Here is a 17,066-nt window from a genome sequence, read left to right as displayed (position 1 = left end):
TGGAGAACCGTGTTAGCAGAGCGTCACCGTTCGGAACTGTTTTTATATATCCTTGTGCACCGCTAGCTATGTACGAAGTACTGTTCCGTGTCTACGGCGACGGGGCCTACGAGGCGGCAACCGACGGGACCGGCACCCGCATCGAGCTGTGGTGTAACGACCACAGCGACCTTCTGCACGTTAGCGGCGGGGACGTCGGGGACGTTATCGAGCAGGTGCGCACCACCGTCGGTATCGGTGAGCGGCTGGAAAACGGCGACGAGCAGGTGCTGGTCACTGAGGAGTGTCTGAAAGCACAGCTCGACAACAACGTCGAGCGCTTTCTGGCGAACGAGGGCTGTCTGCTGGTCCCGCCGCTGAAATACGCCAGTGGCGGCAAGCTCGTCCGGGCACTCGGTCTCAGCCCCGACGCACTGGCCAGAGTGTACCAGTCCCTGGCAGGACAGTTCGACGTTACCGTCGAATCGAAACGTGAGATTACTTCCGTAACGCCGGACGCACCGCTTTTGACCGTCGATGCTATGCTCCCCGATCTGTCGCCGCGGCAGCGTGAGGTGTTCCTGACGGCCTACGAGCAGGGGTACTACGAACTGCCCCGCGAGACGACAACGGCGGCTATTGCGGAACAGGTGGGCGTGGAGCGCCGAACCGCGGAGGACCACTTGCGGCGGGCGGAAAAGAAACTGGCTGAAGCGCTGGTCGAATACCTATAGGAGGCCCAGCGCAGCGAGAGCGTGAATAATGCCGGCGATGAGCGGCACGAGAAGCACCGTCCGCATGATGAACAACGCCACGAGGTCCCGAAACCGGATGGGGACGTCACTGAACATGTCCATCATCATCGGGCCGACGCTGGAGAAGAAGATGAGTTGAGAGACGGCCAGCACGCCGACGAAGAACTTTGCCTTCGTCGCTGTCTCGCTCACGAGCAGGACGGGGACGTACATCTCGGTGATACCGACGATGGTCGCCGGCGCGACCACCTCTGCGTTCGGGATTCCGAGCGCAGCGATGACCGGCGTCAACGGGCGACCCAGAATGTCGAAGACTGGGGTGTGTGCCGAGAGCAGCGTCGCGGCGAGTCCAACAGCGAGGATGGTTCCCAGGATGAGACTGGTGAGCTTCAGGCCGTCGACGAAGCCTCGTTTGGCTGCCTGTGCGAACGTCTCGCCGTCCTTGGCCTTGCCGACGGCCTCGCTGACCGCCAGCCGGACGTAATCCGACGGCGTCCCGGAGAAGGCGAGTTCCGGGTCGGGTTCAGCGATGTACTCCTCGGGAATCCTGGAGATAGGCGGCACCCGGACCAGAATAACGCCGGTGACGACGACACAGAAGAAGTACGCCCCGAAGATGAGCGGGAACTTCGGGAGCATCCCGAGCGTGGCGGCGACGACGCCGACGAAGCCGATTGACACCGTCGAAAAGCACGTCGCGATGGTAAACACGTCGCGCTTGTGGTAGCCGCCGTCTTCGAAGACATTGCGGGTGACGTACAGGCCGACGCTGTAGGAGCCGACCCACGATGCGAGACTGTCCAGTGCGGCCCGCCCCGGGACCTTGAACAACGGTCGCATTATCGGCCTCGCAAGCGTTCCGACGAACTCCAGCCCGCCGAGTTCGACGAATATCGTGATGAAAATGGCCCCGATGGGGATGATGACGCCGACGCTGTACACCAGCGTCCCCCACATCAGCCCGCCGGTGCTGGGTGTGTGGAGCCACTCTGGACCGAGTTTGAAGAACATCACTGGCGCGACGAGCACGCCGGCGACTCGGAGCGCCCAGAAGACTCCCGAGGTTTCGAAGGATGACAGGTCGTACCCCGCGACCTCGCCGTCACTGGCCATCGCGAGCGTCGTCAGTATCCCGCCGGCGAGGATGATCGCCAGTGAGTAGACGCCGATGACGTTCGGGAACGCCCCGGTTATGTTGCTGACGACGATGTCGAACGGGACTGTTACCTCGCCCTGGTACGGGACCGGCAGAAGAAAGAACACCCCGCCGATGAGAAACGCGATCAGGAACTTCAGCACCGGCCGCGTTTCGTATTCGTGCAGGTCGATATCGTCGATGTCTCTTGCCGCCGGTTCAGTGTCGACCGTGTACGTGTTGCCTGTTTCGGTAGACATTAGCACACAATACTCTCATTTGATAGTTAGTCCTGAAACCACCGTGTGGAACCATTTTTATTACTGCCTTCCACGCCAGCGGCCGTGCGCGAGATTCAGCAAACAGACGAGGCCATCAGAACGACTATGTACCACCAAAGAATATCACTAGGTGGTATGAGCGATTCAGATTCATTCGAACAGTTCAGCGACGTTGGCGAAGCAGAGGTCACACGCGCAATCGGGCAGGAGTGGACCGAGGAGTTCATGGACTTCTCGGACTCCGACGTCATCATCGTCGGCGGCGGCCCATCGGGGCTGATGGCCGCAAAGGAACTCGCCGAGCGCGGCGTCCAGGTGATGGTCGTCGAGAAGAACAACTACCTCGGCGGCGGCTTCTGGCTCGGCGGCTTCCTGATGAACAAGGTTACCGTTCGGGACCCGGCCCAGCAGGTGCTCGATGAACTCGACGTCGACCACAAGCAGTCCAAGGACAGCGAGGGCCTCTACGTCGCTAACGGACCGGAAGCGTGTTCGGGCCTCATCAAGGCCGCCTGCGATGCCGGCGCGAAGATGCAGAACATGACGGAGTTCACCGACATCGTCATCCGCGAGGACCACCGCGTCGGTGGCATCGTCATGAACTGGACGCCAGTCCACGCGCTGCCACGGGAAATCACCTGCGTCGACCCCATCGCCGTCGAGGCTGACCTCGTCATCGACGCGACGGGCCACGACGCGATGGCCGTCAAGAAACTCGACGAGCGCGGCGTCCTGAACGCGCCGGGCCTCGAAGACGAAGCCAGCGGCATGGACCAGACCGACGACGACACCTACGGCGCGCCCGGCCACGACTCGCCCGGTCACGACTCGATGTGGGTCGGCGAGAGCGAGGACGCCGTCGTCGAACACACCGGCCTCGCCCACGACGGCCTCGTCGTCACCGGGATGGCCACCGCGACGACTTACGGCCTCCCGCGTATGGGGCCGACGTTCGGGGCCATGCTCGTCTCGGGCAAGCGCGCCGCCCAGGTCGCCCTGGACGAACTCGAAGTCGACGCCGAACCGGTCGATGTCACGAGCCGCGACGCGGCCTCCCCTGCTGACGACTAACGCCCTCCCTTCTCTGTAGGTCGTTCCTGTGGCGCGATGCAGTTCTCAGGGTTTTCCTGCGACTGACGCTGTAAGCGAGTGGGCTGGGAGGCAGCGACAGGCCAGCACGAAGCCGACGCTGTCTGTGACCGGTCATACCCACTGGGCGGGGTCTGTCACCACCAGCGCCTCGGTCGCGCCGGGCTGGAACTCGTAGGGAACCGACTCGAAGCGGGTCGTGAGGCCCGCGTCTTCGACTCGGTTGCGGACAGGGTCGACGAACGCCGAGCGACTGCCATCTAGGGAGTGCAGCGGAAACACCCGGACCTCGGTGCGGGCGACGCGGGCCAGTTCCAGCATCGCGTCAGCGTGAAACTGCTCGTCCAGACGGTCATCGTAGAGAAAGAGGAGATTCGCCGACAGCACAATATCGAACGCGTCCGACTCGAAAGGGAGCTCGGGCAGGCCAGCCTGGACGTACCGGCCGGGATGTCGCGCGTAGTCTGCCAGAAACCGCTCGGCGGCCGCCCTGAGATACCGGCCCCGTGTCGCCGGGTTGCCGTACTCGCTCCAGACGAAGGCCTCGCGTTGTGCCTGCAGTTGGGCCACCGTCTGTTCGACGGCGTCATGACAGATTGTTTGTAGGTCAGTGACCGTCCGGCCGTACATCGGATCGACTGCGACCACGCTGTTGGCCAGCGTGCTCGCGACAGCGGTGAACGACCCCGGCCCGCCCGGACAGTCCAGCACCGAGTGGCCCCCGAGCGACGACGGGTCCAGCCCGAACAGCCGACAGTACTCCGCAAACGTTCGGCCGAGGAACCGGAACTCCTCTTGTACTTCAAATGCGTCTGCCATTATGGACACTTCTATACACTAATGTATAAAAACACCCATGGTACCGATACCGTCCCATAGCTACTGGTTTGAAATCTGTCCACTTATATAGATAATAAGGGACCAAATGTGCGGTTATATTTGCATTATTTGTGCTATAGCGGCGCTAATATCGCACAAATACCAACAATTATGGTAGCGTGGAAACATCATGTTAGTAATTATCAACCAATGTCTGAAAAGATGCAGCGGACCACCGACCAGAGCGCCGAGGAGTCAGCCACCCGGGCGTTTACCGTCCAGCTCTGGAGCAGGCGGCCGGTCTGTGGGCCGCGAACAACGGCTATTGACCGATTTACCGAACTCAACGCGGCCGGGGTCATCGACGAGTTCACCGTACAGACCTGGCCCGAGGAGGTTCCGATGGCACAGGAGCAGGGCCACGGTGACGTGCTGGCCACCGTCGACCGGTACGAACAGTGGGCCGAGGAACACGGACTGAGTCTCCGACCGCCGTTCGAAACGCGAACGTCTTCGTTGCTGGTCGGCGGGAGTACAGAGGTGCTCCGACTGCCGATGCTTGTCGCCGCCGCCTACGCTGACGATGACCTCGTCGGGGTGTACCCATGTACCGACGACGGAACGACGTGGTCGGTCATGGACCTCATCGACGCCCTCACCGAAGAGAGTCCAGAACTCCCCCACGAAACAGGATCGTAGCTCACTCCAGCGACGGGCAGTCTGTCGCTGAAGTGGGCGACGCCGACACCGGTGAACTCGAATCGGGCGCCGCCCTCACCACCCGGTATCAAATCCGCCGGGCCCACGAGACGTAAACGGTATTACTCGGCGATACCACCGGCCAATATATGGAGTCTGTCACACTGTATCGCGCGCCGACCACTGTCGCCGATGCTGACGCTATCGCCGACTGGCTGGACGCCCGTGTCGATGCGACTGTCTCTGTCCGCGACCGGTTTCTCGCCAGCCACGGCGATTCGGCCCTGGCGGAGTCGTTCGCCGAGGCGCGCGTGCTCTCGCCCTATGACCGCGAGACCGGCAACACGATGCTGGGTATCGTTCGCTACGAGGAGCGCGCCCTCGACTCGCCCGAGCGGGCCGGCGGCGTCATCTACGACGGCCTGGCGGTCCAGCGCGCCCTCGGCGACCGACTGCCCGACGCCGAGCGCTCGCTCGACCACCTCCACGTCCCGCTGCTGGACCGCGTCGTTGGCACCTGGGGCGACCACGACGGCCGCTGGCACAAGCGCGTGAACGTCCTCGGTCAGCCCGCTGTCGTCTCGGTGCCGGGACTCTACGAGGCCCCCGCAAAGCCCGAACAGTACTACAAGGAACAGCAGAAACACGCCCTGTTCGGGGGCGGCGCACCGCCCCGAGAAGTGCTGGAAAACGAAGTCGAGGGCGAGTTCCTCGTCGAGGACGACCCGCGGACGACCGAGGCTATCAAGGGGTACGTTCTGCAGGCGTACCACTACCTCGACACGGGCGAGGCGTTCTGTGACGAGGAGACCTGCCGGCTCCACAATCCTCACCGCCAGCCCGGCGTCGTCACCGCGCAGCTACGTGAACCCGAGTTCTGTCCCCGCCACGCCGGGCGCTATCGGCGCTAGACCGTCGGACCGAAGTCGTCCATGACGGCGCGGACGAGTTTCGCCTCGGCGCGCTGGAGGTGGTCGCTGACCGTCGCGGGGGCACACCCCAGCTCGGCGGCCACGTCCTCGTGGGTCGCACCGCGAGGCCGGTCGTAATATCCCAGAGCGAGGGCCGTCCTCACGGCCTCGCGCTGACGCTCGCTGAGTTTGGACGACGGTCGCGCTAGGCCGTCGCTGACGGCGCTGATGCTGTCCAGCCGGACGTCGATGGGCGCTGGCGCGTCGTCGAGGGCATCCTGCAGCGGCCCCGCTTCGCCGACCACGCGACAGGAGACCGTGCCGTCGCGATAGATGAGCGGCTTGAGAACGACGATACCGAGCCGAGTGCTGGCGTCGTGTATCGCGTCGAACATCGGCATCGACAGCGGCCGATTCTCGACGAGTGCGTACGTCCGTCGCCGCTTGGCCCCCGAGAGCGTCACCGATTCGACGCCGGGCGTCGAGGGCGCGCGGTCGACGAACCGGGTCGCGTCGCCGTCGATGGCGAACAGCACGGTATCACACCCTTCGGGGGTGCGGTTCCAGTCGACGATGCGCGACTCCTCGATTTCGGGGTCGTTCGCCAGCAGGTCGAAGAACTCCGGCGCGTAGTCGGGCGGTATGCGAGCGGTGACCCGGAGGTGTTTCATGTCCGATGTGTGCCGGAACCGCCACATAAACCCACCTCTCATACGTCACAGAACGCTCTCGGTACCGGCGAGCGACCACTCTGACGGCGATGACGAAACCGAAACAGCGACGTGTCGCGAACGATCCCGACCGGCCGGCCGCCGTGTCGACGGCGGCGATACGCGTCGACGGCCTCCGCGTCACCTACGCGGACGGAACGACGGCCGTCCGGGACGTGTCGCTCACCGTCCCTCGCGGTGAGTTCTTCGGGTTCCTCGGGCCGAACGGTGCTGGCAAGACGACCGCGGTAAAGGTGTTGGTGACGCTGCTGGAACCGACCGAGGGCGAAGTCGTCGTCAACGGTCACGACGCGACCGCGGCGCAGACGGCGGTCAGGGAGACCATCGGATACATGGCACAGGACGTGAGTGTCGACGCGGAACTGACCGCGCGGGAGAACGTCGCGTTCGCCTGCGAGGCCTACGGCGTCCCGCGTGGTCGGCGAGCAGAGCGAATCGAGGAACTGCTCGAACTCGCGGACCTCGGTGACGTCGCCGACACGCCCGCCAAACGGTTCTCCGGCGGGATGAAGAAGCGACTCGACGCCGTGACGGCCCTCGTCCACGACCCGGACCTCGTCTTCCTCGACGAACCGACGACAGGGATGGACCCGAAGGCACGAAACCGCCTGTGGGACCACTTCCGCCGGCTCAACGAGACGGGGACCACGATATTCCTCACGACCCAGTATCTCGAAGAAGCCGACGCGCTCTGTGACCGCGTCGCCGTCCTCCGGGACGGCCGCATCGCCGCGACGGGGTCGCCCGCCGAACTGAAGCGCCGCGTCGGCGGTCAGATCCTCGAAGTCGACGTGGACGGCGGCCGTGAGACCGCCGAAACGGCGGCCGACGTGGCCCGCGAGGGAACGCGCTTCGGTCCGGACGCGACGGTCGAAACCGTCGACGACACGGTTCGGGTGACGACGACGGACGCCGCCGAGCGCGGCACGGACTACCTGCTTGCGCTCCGCGAGGCGGGCGTTGCCGTGACCGGGTTCGACGTGGACGAACCGACGCTCGACGACGTTTTCTTCGCCATCGCGGACGGGCGAACCGACGGCTTCACCGCTGGGGACGACGGCGAAACCGGGCCGGGGCCGTCCGGAGGGACACGATGAGTTCCGCGGGCGTCGACGCCGGTCCGTCGCGGTCGGCCGGAAACTCCCTCGTCGGAGACATCTGGGTCAATTTCAAGCGGTGGACCCGGAAGGCGATTCGGAATCCGACCGTCGTCTTTCTCGAACTCTTCATGGCGGTGTTCTCCCTGCTGATGTTCACGGCCGTCTTCGGCGACGTCGGCACTCTCGCTCTCGAACGGGCCGGATTCGAGGGCGTCGGCTACCTCCCCTTCGTCCTCCCCGCGGCCGTCGTCCAGGTGTCGATGTCGTCGTCGCTCTCCTCCGGCCTCGGACTGGTCGAGGACCTCCAGACGGGGATGTTCGAGAAGGTGACCGTCTCGCCGATGCGCTGGACCGCCGTCTTCGCCGGCAAGGCCGCCGCCGAACTGTTCCGCCTCGTCTGTTACGTGTTCGTCATCTTCGGCCTCGGGCTGGCGATGGGCGCCACCGTCGAGACCGGACTCGTGGGGCTGTTCGGCATCGTCCTCGTCTGTGTCCTCTTCGCGCTCTGGTACATGGCGCTCTCGAACGCCGTCGCGGTGGCGACCCGGGACGAGGAGACGCTCGACGCGGTCGGGAACCTCCTGCTGTTCCCGCTACTGTTCCTCTCCTCGGCGTTTCTCCCCGCGTCCTCGCTGCCAGAGTCGGTGCAGGTGGTCGCCACGGTCAATCCGGTCACCTATGGCGTCGACGCGATTCGAGCGCTGGTCCTCGGTCGGGACGTGCTGACAGTCGTCGAGGTGACGGCGTTCGGCGGCGTCTACGACACCCTCGTGCCGGCGCTCGCGGTTCTCTGTGCGCTCGATGTCGTCTTCGGTGCCGTCTCCGTCTGGCTCATGGGCCGTGCGACGGGGTCCGAGGTGGCGTGACCGGGCCGCCCTGCCCCCTCTCCGCCCGCCGAATCCGCTGGAAGCGTTTCGGCCCTCCCGGTGCCCGCCGGAACCCGCGTGCGCTACGCGACGGTCCCGCTGAGCAGGCCGACGAACCCGCCGGCCATCGTCTCGTAGCGGCGCGCAACCGTCCGCTCGGTGAGCCGTTCGCGGGCCGCCCGCACCCGTCGCTCGAACGCGCTGGCGTGTGACTGTCTTGACAGGCGCGTTCCCGGCGCGGAGAGGCGGACGAACCCCTCGAACGCGAGGTTCAACGGTGCGGCGAGAGCGCTGGGGCTTCGCTGGAAGTTCAGCAGGGCGACACGGCCGCCCGGGCCAACGCTGTCACACCACGCGTCGACGGCCGAAGCGGGGTCTTCGAAGATACCGGCAACGAATGTCGCCAGGACGGCATCCGCCGCTCGAACTGGCGGGCGGGCGGCGTCGGCCTGCACGTAATGAACGGTCTCGCCGGTTCTCGCGGGCCGTTCGCGTGCGCGGTCGAGCATCGCTCGGGTCACATCGATGCCGACGACCCGACCCGACGGCCCGACTCGCTCGCGGAGGGCCGGCACGTTCGCCCCGGTCCCACAGCCCATTTCGACGACGGTATCGCCGGGCGAGAGCGCCAGCGCGTCCGCCGTCCGGTCGCGCCAGGACGCCACGCCGGGGGCATTCGCTACCCAGTCGTACACTCGCGCCCACCGGCCGTAGAATGATTGCGCGTCGGTCACAGGATTTCGCGCGCCGTTTCAGCGACCGACACAGCGTCGTCCCCGAGCAGGTACACCACCGGCTCGATACCCATCGCGCCGGTGTGGTAGAGCACGTCGGCCCCCGGGTCGTCAGCCAGCGCGGCCGCAACGGCCGGCTCGACGCTCTCCTCGGCGTCGAACTCGACCACGGTCCGACCGGCATCTCGAAGTGCGGTCACGACACCGTCGTCGTAGCGGACGTTCAACACTGCGCGGGCGTCGCTTCCGGCGGCCCGCGCCGCCAGCAACAGCGACGCGACGTGCTCGCTGACGCCGAACTCCGGGTCCGCCGGAATCGTTGCCCGTCCTTTCACGTCGAGAATCCGCCCCGGGACGGCGGCCACGTCCTCGATGCTGTCGGCCTCGGGGAGACACTGGACGAGGTTCGACCCGACCGCCGGGATGAGCGTCGCGAACCCGCTGGTGTTTTCCAGCACGCTGAGCCCCCGCCGCACCGACGCGAGCGTCCGCTCGGCCGACCGGAGCTGCGAGTCCGGGTCGTGGACAGCGAACTCGTCGTCGTAGTCGCCCAGCTCTGGGACCGCGTCCTCGTGTAACTGCGCGAGGACGCCGCCCTGTTCGAGTTCGCGGATGAACACTTCCGTTTCGACCAGCGCCTGAACGGAACTCATATCGCCGTCGGCCAGCCCGTCGGCCAGTCGCTCGACCAGTTCCTCCAGCCCGCGGTGGGCCAGCAGGTCGTCGTGGCGCGCCACGTCGCCGTGGACGTACTTCGAGACCGCACTCTGGCTGATGCCCAGCAGGTCAGCGACTTCGGACTGTGTCAGCCCGCGCTCTCTGAGGGCGTCGGCCAGCAGCGAGCGAAACGTCGGCAGGAAGTCGTCGACGACGATTTCCTCGATGAACCGCATCTATCGCCGCCCTCCACCGTGAGCCGTCCCGTTCATTGGTCGCCCCCGAATTCTCTATCTCCCTGTATCTTGCTCGCCTGCGGTCCGGACTGGCCCTGGTACTTCGAGCCGCGTTCGGCCCCATACGGGCGGTCGGCGGGTGTCTTGAGTTCGGTAAAGGTGAGCTGCGAGATTCGCATTCCGGGCGTGAGCGCAACGGGCGCAGTGCCGAGGTTCGACAGTTCGAGGGTAATCTGGCCCTCGTAGCCGGGGTCACACAGGCCGGCCGTCGCGTGTACCACAATCGCAAGTCGGCCCAGCGAGGAGCGCCCTTCGACGTGGGCGATGAGGTCGTCGGGGATGGCGACGCGCTCGTGGGTCGTCCCCAGCACGAAGTCGCCGGGGTGGAGGATGAACTCCTCGTCTTCCTCGACGACAGTCTCCTCGACGTAGTCGGCGACTTCGTCCTCGGAGTTCGGGTGGATACAGGGGATGTTGGCGTGCTGGAACTCCAGGAACTCACGACCGAGACGGAGGTCGACGCTGGCCGGCTGAATCTGGATGTCCGGGTCGTCGAGCGGTTCGACGACGAGGTCTCCCTGTTCCAGCCGCCGGAGAATATCCGCATCTGAGAGTATCATGACAGTGGCGTGTGCGGCCGGAAGCCTAAACTCCCCGATTCTCAGGAGGCAATCACGGGGAGCGTCGCGGCGATGACGGCGATGGCGACTGCCGCGTACCTGCTGATCTCGTGGACGACCCGGAGGCCGCCAGCCCAGACGTACGCCTGCCAGGCCGCTGTCCCGACCTGTATTGCGAGAAATACGAGTCCGGAGAGGCCGTTCTGTAGACGCCGTACCTGTTCGAGTAGGAGCTCCGGCGAGGACGCGGAGAGGTCGGTGGTGGCAGCGAAGAAGACGAGTGCAGCACCGCCAGCGGCAACGCCGACAACGGACGGGAGCAGTCCCCAGGCGGTGATCTCTGCCGTCTCGCCGAACCGCCCGGAGCCGCCGGCTAGCTTTGCGCCGACATACAGCCCGATCATCAGTCCGATCCAGGCGATAATCAAGCCGAAAAACAGTCTTGGAAGGGCCCTAGTCGCGTAGTCCCAGATGAACGACCCGACTTCGACGGTCTGTGTCGCCGGTTCGTCACAGCCGGACACGGTTATTCCGCCGACGCCGCCGTCTTCGCACAGCTGTTCCGGCGGCCGTGCGGGGTTGTCTCGCTCGACGGTGCCGGTGAACTGGTCAGCGAACAGCCGGAGCGCGACTCCGAGAACGATTGTGACGACGACAGCGATGCCGAGAGCGAGGCCGCCGCCACGGAGTCCGTTCAGCCGGTCACGTCGCTGTTCGAAGAACGCGCCCGGTCGCAGGAGGAACGTTCGGATGATGGAGGGCATCTCCGGGGTGTGCTCGGCCACGGCGTATGTACTCTGTGGTATGTGCAACCGTGGAGGGAGTCCGACGGGCGTTTAAGTACGGGTGGCCATGTAATCGTATGAAGCAGGCTATCGTCGCGCGGGCCGACATCGGCATGGGCGAGGGCAAGCTCGCCGCCCAGGTTGCCCACGCCTCGCTGTCGGCCTACGAGGACGCCGGCCCGAAACCCCGCAAAGCCTGGAAGGGCGCGGGGCAGAAGAAAGTCGTCCTGAAGGTCACCAGCGAGTCCGAGCTGTTCGAACTCGCGGACGTGGCCGAGCGCGAAGGCCTGCCGCATGCGGTCGTCCGAGACGCCGGCCACACACAGCTCGACCCGGGGACTGTCACGGCACTCGCCGTCGGCCCCGCCGAGGACGAGCTGGTGGACCGCGTCACCGGCGACCTGCCGCTGTTCTGAGGGCAGCGGTCCGCGATACGGTTATATAAGAGCAACCCTAACCTCAGGTGAACAACAACACGATACATCATGCAAGGAAACGAACAACAGGCCTACGACCGCGGGATTACCATCTTCTCCCCGGACGGACGCCTCTATCAGGTCGAGTACGCACGAGAAGCCGTCAAGCGCGGAACCGCGAGCGTCGGGGTCCGCACCGAGGACGGCGTGGTCATCGCCGCTGACCGCCACGCCCGGTCCCCGCTCATCGAGCGCGACAGCATCGAGAAGATCCACGAGATCGATTCTCACGTCGGCGTCGCCAGCGCGGGCCACGTGGCCGACGCGCGCCAGCTCATCGACGTGGCGCGCCGCCAAGCCCAGGTCAACCGTCTGCGCTACGACGAGCCCGCCTCCGTCGAGTCGCTGACGAAGGAGATTACGGACTACATCCAGCAGTACACCCAGACCGGCGGCGCACGCCCGTTCGGTGTGGCGCTACTCGTCGCCGGTATCGAGGACGGCGAACCCCGGCTGTTCGAGACAGACCCCTCGGGAACGCCCTACGAGTGGCAGGCAGTCGCCATCGGCGGCTCCCGCGAGGACATCCAGACGTTCCTCGAAGACGAGTACGCCGAGGAGATGGACCTCGAAGCCGGCATCGAACTCGCGCTCCGGGCGCTGGCCTCGGTCAACGAGGACGGCCTCGACGCGACCGGCGTCGACATCGCCACCATCGACGTGGAAAGCGAGCAGTTCGAAAAGCTCGCCGAGGACGACATCGCCGAGCGCCTGGAAGAGTTCGAACTCGGAGGTGAGAACTGATGTACGACCCCGAGAACCGACTGACCGACGCCTACGAACCCGAGGTCGGCAACCTGCCGAACGAGGACGGCGGCCGCGACGAGGAGAACGTCGTCAAGACCGGGACGACGACCGTCGGCATCTCGACGGAGAACGGCGTCATCATCGCGACGGACCGCCGCGCCTCGCTGGGCGGCCGTTTCGTCTCGAACAAGCAGGTCCAGAAGGTCGAGCAGATCCACCCGACGGCCGCGATGACGCTGGTCGGCAGCGTCGGCGGGGCCCAGTCGTTCATCCGCTCGCTGCGCGCCGAGGCCGACCTCTACGAGGTCCGCCGCGACGAACCGCTCTCGATTCACGCGCTGGCGACGCTCGCGGGTAACTTCGCCCGCGGTGGCCCGTACTTCGCCATCAACCCGATCGTCGGCGGCGTCGACGAAGAAGGCAGCCACGTCTACAGCGTCGACCCAGCTGGCGGCGTGCTCGAAGACGACTACACCGTCACCGGCTCCGGGACGATGGTCGCGACGGGGACCATCGAAGGGCAGTACGACCCCGAGATGAGTCTCTCCGAGGCTCGCAATCTGGCGATTCGCGCGGTCAACGCCGCGGCCGAGCGTGACACCGGGTCCGGCAACGGTGTCGTGCTGGCTGAAATCACCGACGAGGGCGTCGAGATCGACGCCTTCGACGACTACGAGTCGGCCGAATAGCGCGGCTGTCTCGGTCTTTGCTTTCTCTGCGGTCCGTTACCGGCGGCCAGTCGCTACTCCCGCGGCACGACCCGCATTGGGTAGTTCGACTGCCGCATGATATCTTGGGCGACGCTCCCGAAGATGAGCCGGTCGGTCTGGCTCCGCTTGCGGACGCCGATGACGAGTTCGTCGGCATCGACCTCTTCGGCGATGTCGAAGATATCTTCAGCCGGGCTGTTCCCCCGGATTATCTGGTAGGTCTCGACGGACACCTGGTCGCCCAGACGGTCCGAGACGACTTCGAGTGCGGCCTTCCCGTCGGCAACCGCATCCGGTGGCGTCCTGTCTCCGCCCGGTTGTGAGTTGACCGCGTATACGCTGTCGTCCGGGTCGAGGACGTCTTCGAGGTATGAACACAGTGTCTGGCTGACTGTCTCGGAATTGGTTGCGAGCACGAAAGTCTGCATATGCGACGTTCCTCACCCATCATGATAAGTATGTGTCTTGTTACCACGAAACGCCGTATATCCGGACTCTCACGGTCGCCGGACTACTCGGTCAGGACCAGCCAGCCGACGGCGAGAAAGACAGCGAGCACAAGCAGAATCGACCCCCAGGCCAGCACCGCGAACGCCGTCGACCCGAGTGCGGCGAGGGGGAGGACGGCTGGTAGCGTCATTGCTCGGACCCCCCGTCGGCCACCGGATCGTCAAGCGCACGGACCTCCCGGCCGAGGCTGTCGAGGTCGGCGTCGGCCCCGCCGAGAAGCGTCGCAACCACGGTGAGGGCGGCCGAGACGAGCGTCGCGCCAGCGAAGGCAATGAGGAACGACGGCGCTGGCAGCATACTCCCGACGCCTGGCACGGCGGCGACGAGGCCGCGGAGCGACGGGAAGTACGTGAAGCCGACGAGTAATCCTGCGATGCCAGAGACCAGCGCGCCCGGCCCGGCGAGCCGCTCAGTGTAGAGACCGGCGAGGAAGGGCACGAAGACGCCAGCGGCCAGCAGGTCGGCAGTCAGGAACAACTGGAGGACGCTGTACCCCTGCGCACCGATGAACATCGCGGCGAGCGCGACGGCGACCGTCAGCCCGCGCCCGCCCAGCCACAGGGTCCGCTGGTCGGGATCGTCGAGCAACCGGGCGAGGTCGGCCGTAACGACGCTGGCGATAGCGTTGAACATCGTATCGGCGGAACTCATCACCAGCAATACGGCGAGGACAACGATGGCGAGGGTCACCCACGTCGGGAACGCCTCCGCCACCACGAGGAAGAAGGCGATACTGGCGGAACCGGATTCCGTGAGGCCCAGCCCCGCGGCGGCGATGCCGAACAGGCCGGCGAGCAGGAGCATCGGCACGACGACGACGGCGGCGATGCCCAGTCCGCGACGGAGGGCGCGCTCCCCGTCGGCGGCGTACACCCGCTGCCAGACCCCCTGGTTCAGCATGTTCGCGCCCAGGAGAGCGAAGGCGACGTACAGCCCGAACTCCAGGCCGGGGCCGAATCCGGGGTCCAGCAGCGTCGGGTCGGCCGACACCACCGTCGCGTGGAACTCGCTCGTCCCGCCCAGCGAGAGGAGCGCGCCGCCGAAGCCGACGGCTAGCAGTGGGAGGATGACCAGCGTCTGGACGGTGTCGGTGACGATGCTCGCAAGCAGGCCGCCGTAGGCCGTGTAGACGAGGACGAAGCCGCCGATGAGCAGCGAGGTCTGCCAGAGCGGCACGTCTGCGACGAGCGCGAGCGCGCCGGCGATGCCGGTCATCTCCGCGGCGAGGAAGATGAACATGTAAAACACTGAGACTAGCAGGACGAGCAGGTACATCCCGGAGCCAAAGCGAGCGTAGGCGAACTCCGTCAGCGAGTGGCCTGCGGGCATCACCTCGCGGATGCGAGCGCCGACTGGAATAAAGAGGAGAAGTGGAATCGCGCTGCCGATGGCGTAGCCCAGCACGGCGGGCAGCCCACCGAAGGCGGCCCCGGCCTCGGCGGGGCTCAGCAGAATCCAGACGCCCATCATCGACGCGATGACCGTCGCAGCGAGGGTCCCACTACCGGCCGAGTCACGGGCCGAGATGTACGTCTCCACCGAGTCGATTCGGCCGCGGGCGGCGAAGAGGCCGATGCCGGTGAACACGAGAACGGTCGCCGCGGTCAGACCGAGAACGATAGCTGAGGATACCATCTACGGGCTCACCTCGTGGTCGGGCGTCTCAGCGGTTTCCTCGTAGGCCGTCTCGAAGAACTGCTGTTCGAGCGTGACCGTGCGGTCGAACAGCGACGCGACGCGGGCCTCCCGGCGGGGCGAAAGCGTCGGCCCGACGGCGTCGAGTTCGCCCCGGAGCCAGTCGACGAACGCGACGAAGGAGTCGACGGCGTGGAGATCGACCCACTCGGCGAAGTAGAACGGCAGTCCCATCCCGGAGCTGGGGAGGCCGTCGCTGTCCGGGTCGCCGTGGGCCGCCGCGGCGGCCGTCGCCCACGACTCGTATATCCACTCTGCCGGGACGAGGACGGCCAGCGTCTCGGCGTAGCCCCCCTCTCGGGCGGCACGAGCGAGCAGGTCGATGAACGCCCTCGTCGCCGGCGTCTGCTCGGGGTCCTGCCAGCGCGAATCTTCGACGCCGAGTGCGGCAAAGGAGCGCTCGAAGTAGTCGTCTTCCTCGTCGGTCACGGTATCGAGGAACTCCACAAACTGGCGTTTGGCGGCCATATCGGGGGCCTGCCCGACCGCGTGGCCGAACGTCCCGACGAGTTCGTCGACGAACGCGTAGTCCTGTACCAGATACTCGGCGAACGCGTCTTCGTCGAGCGTGCCGGCCCCGAGTTCCTCGACAAACCGGTGTTCGACGGCGGCGTCCCAGTCCGGTTGACTCTGCTCCCGGAGCCAGTCGGTGAATCGGGGGTCTGTGACGCGGTCGGCGTACGCCGAGTACGTCTCGCCAGTCATAGCTCCCACCCCTCCTGCGTGTAGGCCATCTCCCAGAACCGGTGTTCGAGTTTCGCGCTCGTGCGGAACGCGTCTTCCATGGCGTCGTGTTGGCCGGGATAGCGCTCGCCACAGCGGTCGACGTACGCCCGACACCAGCCCGTCGCCTCGCGGAAGTCGTCGCTGGTGTACATATCGATGAACGGCGTGTACCGGTGCTCGCCGTCGGCCAGGTCGGCCATGTGTTCGGCCACGTCGAGGTAACCCTGCATGCAAGGGTATAGCGCGGCGGCGATCTCCGCCTCGTGGCCCTCATAGGCCGTTCGGACGAGGAAGTTCGTGTACGCCAGACAGGTCGGAGCTTTCTCGGTAGACTCCAACTCACGACGCGAGATGCCGTAGTCCGACGCGAACTCCCGGTGGAGGTCCATCTCGGTGTCGAGCACCTGATGGGCGACCCCGAGCAGGTGCGTCATCGTCGATTCGTCGTTTGCCGTCGCGCCGGCGAGCGCGAACAGCCGCGCGTAGTCCTGCAGGTACCGGTAGTCCTGTTTCACCCAGTGCTCGAACGCCGCTTCGTCGAGTGTCCCGTCGGCCAGTTCGCGGACGAACGGGTGGTCCTTCTGTGCGTCCCAGATGTCTTCGCCGATGTCGAGCAGGTGGTCGCTGAACGCCATTGGTGGCCAACACAACAACCTCCGACGTATTATATCCTGCTAATACAACCAAGTTGTAACAAGGTGATCCGTGACGCACACGGCGAACTCCGAGTACGAGCGGGCCCCTCCGGCTGTCTGCTTCCAGAACGCCGCAGTCGACCAGCAGCTTTCGTAGTCCAAACTGCTAA

21 protein-coding genes are annotated in these 17,066 nt (G+C 65.7%); 9 read left to right on the top strand and 12 right to left on the bottom strand.

All coding sequences use genetic code 11. The features are described from left to right. The first annotated feature begins 68 nt into the window (after positions 1-68). Positions 69-713 (top strand): helix-turn-helix domain-containing protein, encoded by a 645-nt coding sequence (locus HAH_RS11230; protein ID WP_014041014.1) that lies wholly within the window; start codon positions 69-71, stop codon positions 711-713. Here the strand turns inward: HAH_RS11230 and HAH_RS11225 are convergent. Further along, a complete protein-coding gene (locus HAH_RS11225; RefSeq protein WP_044951972.1) occupies positions 708-2,129 on the bottom strand; it encodes a YjiH family protein in 1,422 nt (473 codons plus the stop codon). The genes HAH_RS11230 and HAH_RS11225 overlap by 6 nt on opposite strands. 156 nt (positions 2,130-2,285) lie before the next feature. On the opposite strand from HAH_RS11225, the gene HAH_RS11220 reads away from it, so the two are divergent. Next, positions 2,286-3,221 carry a sulfide-dependent adenosine diphosphate thiazole synthase gene (locus HAH_RS11220; RefSeq protein WP_008312519.1) on the top strand — a complete coding sequence of 312 codons (936 nt, stop codon included), beginning with the start codon at positions 2,286-2,288 and terminating at the stop codon, positions 3,219-3,221. Between the two features lie 132 nt (positions 3,222-3,353). Here HAH_RS11220 and HAH_RS11215 read toward each other — a convergent pair whose 3' ends face one another. Beyond that, complete coding sequence (locus HAH_RS11215) at positions 3,354-4,058, bottom strand: class I SAM-dependent methyltransferase (protein WP_014041011.1); 705 nt, start codon at positions 4,056-4,058, stop codon at positions 3,354-3,356. Between the two features lie 210 nt (positions 4,059-4,268). On the opposite strand from HAH_RS11215, the gene HAH_RS11210 reads away from it, so the two are divergent. Further along, positions 4,269-4,757, top strand: a complete 489-nt coding sequence (locus HAH_RS11210) for an HTH domain-containing protein (RefSeq protein WP_044951969.1) — start codon at positions 4,269-4,271, stop codon at positions 4,755-4,757. Positions 4,758-4,906: 149 nt separating this feature from the next. Beyond that, positions 4,907-5,668, top strand: coding sequence for a DUF7001 family protein (locus tag HAH_RS11205; RefSeq protein WP_014041009.1), 762 nt, complete (start codon positions 4,907-4,909; stop codon positions 5,666-5,668). Here HAH_RS11205 and HAH_RS11200 read toward each other — a convergent pair. Beyond that, the gene (locus HAH_RS11200; protein ID WP_023843374.1) at positions 5,665-6,339 is read right to left on the bottom strand and encodes a helix-turn-helix domain-containing protein; all 675 of its coding nucleotides are present in this window, start codon (positions 6,337-6,339) and stop codon (positions 5,665-5,667) included. The two genes, HAH_RS11205 and HAH_RS11200, sit on opposite strands and share 4 nt — an antisense overlap. An 89-nt stretch (positions 6,340-6,428) precedes the next feature. Between HAH_RS11200 and HAH_RS11195 the strand changes: the two genes are divergently transcribed. Together HAH_RS11195 and HAH_RS11190 are read left to right on the top strand one after the other, a co-directional pair. Next, a complete protein-coding gene (locus tag HAH_RS11195) occupies positions 6,429-7,496 on the top strand; it encodes an ABC transporter ATP-binding protein (RefSeq protein ID WP_014041007.1) in 1,068 nt (355 codons plus the stop codon). Further along, complete coding sequence (locus tag HAH_RS11190) at positions 7,493-8,365, top strand: ABC transporter permease (RefSeq protein WP_014041006.1); 873 nt, start codon at positions 7,493-7,495, stop codon at positions 8,363-8,365. The genes HAH_RS11195 and HAH_RS11190 overlap by 4 nt, the downstream gene beginning before the upstream one ends. Before the next feature lie 83 nt (positions 8,366-8,448). On the opposite strand, the gene HAH_RS11185 is transcribed toward HAH_RS11190, so the two are convergent. The 4 genes from HAH_RS11185 to HAH_RS11170 are packed head-to-tail and all read right to left on the bottom strand — an operon-like array spanning position 8,449 to position 11,397. Continuing rightward, complete coding sequence (locus HAH_RS11185; protein ID WP_014041005.1) at positions 8,449-9,099, bottom strand: methyltransferase domain-containing protein; 651 nt, start codon at positions 9,097-9,099, stop codon at positions 8,449-8,451. Continuing rightward, entirely contained in the window at positions 9,096-9,992 is an 897-nt protein-coding gene (locus HAH_RS11180; RefSeq protein ID WP_014041004.1) for a thiamine-phosphate synthase family protein, read from the bottom strand. The genes HAH_RS11185 and HAH_RS11180 overlap by 4 nt, the downstream gene beginning before the upstream one ends. Before the next feature lie 32 nt (positions 9,993-10,024). Beyond that, on the bottom strand, positions 10,025-10,612 hold the full coding sequence (dcd, locus tag HAH_RS11175) for a dCTP deaminase (protein WP_008312536.1): 588 nt from the start codon (positions 10,610-10,612) through the stop codon (positions 10,025-10,027). 41 nt (positions 10,613-10,653) lie between these two features. Further along, entirely contained in the window at positions 10,654-11,397 is a 744-nt protein-coding gene (locus HAH_RS11170; protein ID WP_014041003.1) for a YIP1 family protein, read from the bottom strand. A gap of 77 nt (positions 11,398-11,474) precedes the next feature. On the opposite strand from HAH_RS11170, the gene pth2 reads away from it, so the two are divergent. The 3 genes from pth2 to psmB all read left to right on the top strand — a co-directional run bounded on the left by pth2 (position 11,475) and on the right by psmB (position 13,309). Further along, the gene (gene pth2 / locus HAH_RS11165) at positions 11,475-11,813 is read left to right on the top strand and encodes a peptidyl-tRNA hydrolase Pth2 (protein ID WP_014041002.1); all 339 of its coding nucleotides are present in this window, start codon (positions 11,475-11,477) and stop codon (positions 11,811-11,813) included. A 69-nt stretch (positions 11,814-11,882) separates the two neighbouring features. Next, the gene (gene psmA, locus HAH_RS11160) at positions 11,883-12,617 is read left to right on the top strand and encodes an archaeal proteasome endopeptidase complex subunit alpha (protein ID WP_007188840.1); all 735 of its coding nucleotides are present in this window, start codon (positions 11,883-11,885) and stop codon (positions 12,615-12,617) included. Next, positions 12,617-13,309, top strand: a complete 693-nt coding sequence (gene psmB / locus HAH_RS11155) for an archaeal proteasome endopeptidase complex subunit beta (protein WP_014041001.1) — start codon at positions 12,617-12,619, stop codon at positions 13,307-13,309. Before psmA ends, psmB begins: the two co-directional genes overlap by 1 nt. A gap of 53 nt (positions 13,310-13,362) precedes the next feature. Here psmB and HAH_RS11150 read toward each other — a convergent pair whose 3' ends face one another. From HAH_RS11150 to tenA, 5 genes are all read right to left on the bottom strand, one after another. Continuing rightward, on the bottom strand, positions 13,363-13,758 hold the full coding sequence (locus HAH_RS11150; protein ID WP_014041000.1) for a universal stress protein: 396 nt from the start codon (positions 13,756-13,758) through the stop codon (positions 13,363-13,365). An 83-nt stretch (positions 13,759-13,841) separates the two neighbouring features. Further along, a complete protein-coding gene (locus HAH_RS20320) occupies positions 13,842-13,970 on the bottom strand; it encodes a hypothetical protein (RefSeq protein ID WP_014040999.1) in 129 nt (42 codons plus the stop codon). Beyond that, a complete protein-coding gene (locus tag HAH_RS11145; RefSeq protein ID WP_014040998.1) occupies positions 13,967-15,475 on the bottom strand; it encodes a sodium:solute symporter family protein in 1,509 nt (502 codons plus the stop codon). Before HAH_RS11145 ends, HAH_RS20320 begins: the two co-directional genes overlap by 4 nt. Next, positions 15,476-16,240 carry a TenA family protein gene (locus tag HAH_RS11140; protein ID WP_044951964.1) on the bottom strand — a complete coding sequence of 255 codons (765 nt, stop codon included), beginning with the start codon at positions 16,238-16,240 and terminating at the stop codon, positions 15,476-15,478. Then, a complete protein-coding gene (gene tenA / locus HAH_RS11135; RefSeq protein WP_014040996.1) occupies positions 16,237-16,896 on the bottom strand; it encodes a thiaminase II in 660 nt (219 codons plus the stop codon). The genes HAH_RS11140 and tenA overlap by 4 nt, the downstream gene beginning before the upstream one ends. Positions 16,897-17,066 lie beyond the last annotated feature (170 nt).

Source organism: Haloarcula hispanica ATCC 33960, from assembly GCF_000223905.1.
Lineage (GTDB): Archaea > Halobacteriota > Halobacteria > Halobacteriales > Haloarculaceae > Haloarcula > Haloarcula hispanica.
The sequence above is the reverse complement of the archived record's forward strand: the minus strand, read 5'-3'. Positions and strand labels throughout refer to the sequence as shown.

What these genes read in the sequence shown, in the direction of transcription:
- HAH_RS11190 (WP_014041006.1), top strand. Translation starts at nt 7,493, where the DNA reads ATGAGTTCCGCGGGCGTCGACGCCGGTCCGTCGCGGTCGGCCGGAAAC.
- dcd (WP_008312536.1), bottom strand. Translation starts at nt 10,612, where the DNA reads ATGATACTCTCAGATGCGGATATTCTCCGGCGGCTGGAACAGGGAGAC.
- psmA (WP_007188840.1), top strand. Translation starts at nt 11,883, where the DNA reads ATGCAAGGAAACGAACAACAGGCCTACGACCGCGGGATTACCATCTTC.
- HAH_RS11195 (WP_014041007.1), top strand. Translation starts at nt 6,429, where the DNA reads ATGACGAAACCGAAACAGCGACGTGTCGCGAACGATCCCGACCGGCCG.
- pth2 (WP_014041002.1), top strand. Translation starts at nt 11,475, where the DNA reads ATGAAGCAGGCTATCGTCGCGCGGGCCGACATCGGCATGGGCGAGGGC.
- HAH_RS11200 (WP_023843374.1), bottom strand. Translation starts at nt 6,339, where the DNA reads ATGAAACACCTCCGGGTCACCGCTCGCATACCGCCCGACTACGCGCCG.
- psmB (WP_014041001.1), top strand. Translation starts at nt 12,617, where the DNA reads ATGTACGACCCCGAGAACCGACTGACCGACGCCTACGAACCCGAGGTC.
- HAH_RS11230 (WP_014041014.1), top strand. Translation starts at nt 69, where the DNA reads ATGTACGAAGTACTGTTCCGTGTCTACGGCGACGGGGCCTACGAGGCG.
- HAH_RS20320 (WP_014040999.1), bottom strand. Translation starts at nt 13,970, where the DNA reads ATGACGCTACCAGCCGTCCTCCCCCTCGCCGCACTCGGGTCGACGGCG.
- HAH_RS11180 (WP_014041004.1), bottom strand. Translation starts at nt 9,992, where the DNA reads ATGCGGTTCATCGAGGAAATCGTCGTCGACGACTTCCTGCCGACGTTT.
- HAH_RS11220 (WP_008312519.1), top strand. Translation starts at nt 2,286, where the DNA reads ATGAGCGATTCAGATTCATTCGAACAGTTCAGCGACGTTGGCGAAGCA.
- HAH_RS11145 (WP_014040998.1), bottom strand. Translation starts at nt 15,475, where the DNA reads ATGGTATCCTCAGCTATCGTTCTCGGTCTGACCGCGGCGACCGTTCTC.
- HAH_RS11215 (WP_014041011.1), bottom strand. Translation starts at nt 4,058, where the DNA reads ATGGCAGACGCATTTGAAGTACAAGAGGAGTTCCGGTTCCTCGGCCGA.
- HAH_RS11225 (WP_044951972.1), bottom strand. Translation starts at nt 2,129, where the DNA reads ATGTCTACCGAAACAGGCAACACGTACACGGTCGACACTGAACCGGCG.
- HAH_RS11210 (WP_044951969.1), top strand. Translation starts at nt 4,269, where the DNA reads ATGTCTGAAAAGATGCAGCGGACCACCGACCAGAGCGCCGAGGAGTCA.
- HAH_RS11140 (WP_044951964.1), bottom strand. Translation starts at nt 16,240, where the DNA reads ATGACTGGCGAGACGTACTCGGCGTACGCCGACCGCGTCACAGACCCC.
- tenA (WP_014040996.1), bottom strand. Translation starts at nt 16,896, where the DNA reads ATGGCGTTCAGCGACCACCTGCTCGACATCGGCGAAGACATCTGGGAC.
- HAH_RS11150 (WP_014041000.1), bottom strand. Translation starts at nt 13,758, where the DNA reads ATGCAGACTTTCGTGCTCGCAACCAATTCCGAGACAGTCAGCCAGACA.
- HAH_RS11205 (WP_014041009.1), top strand. Translation starts at nt 4,907, where the DNA reads ATGGAGTCTGTCACACTGTATCGCGCGCCGACCACTGTCGCCGATGCT.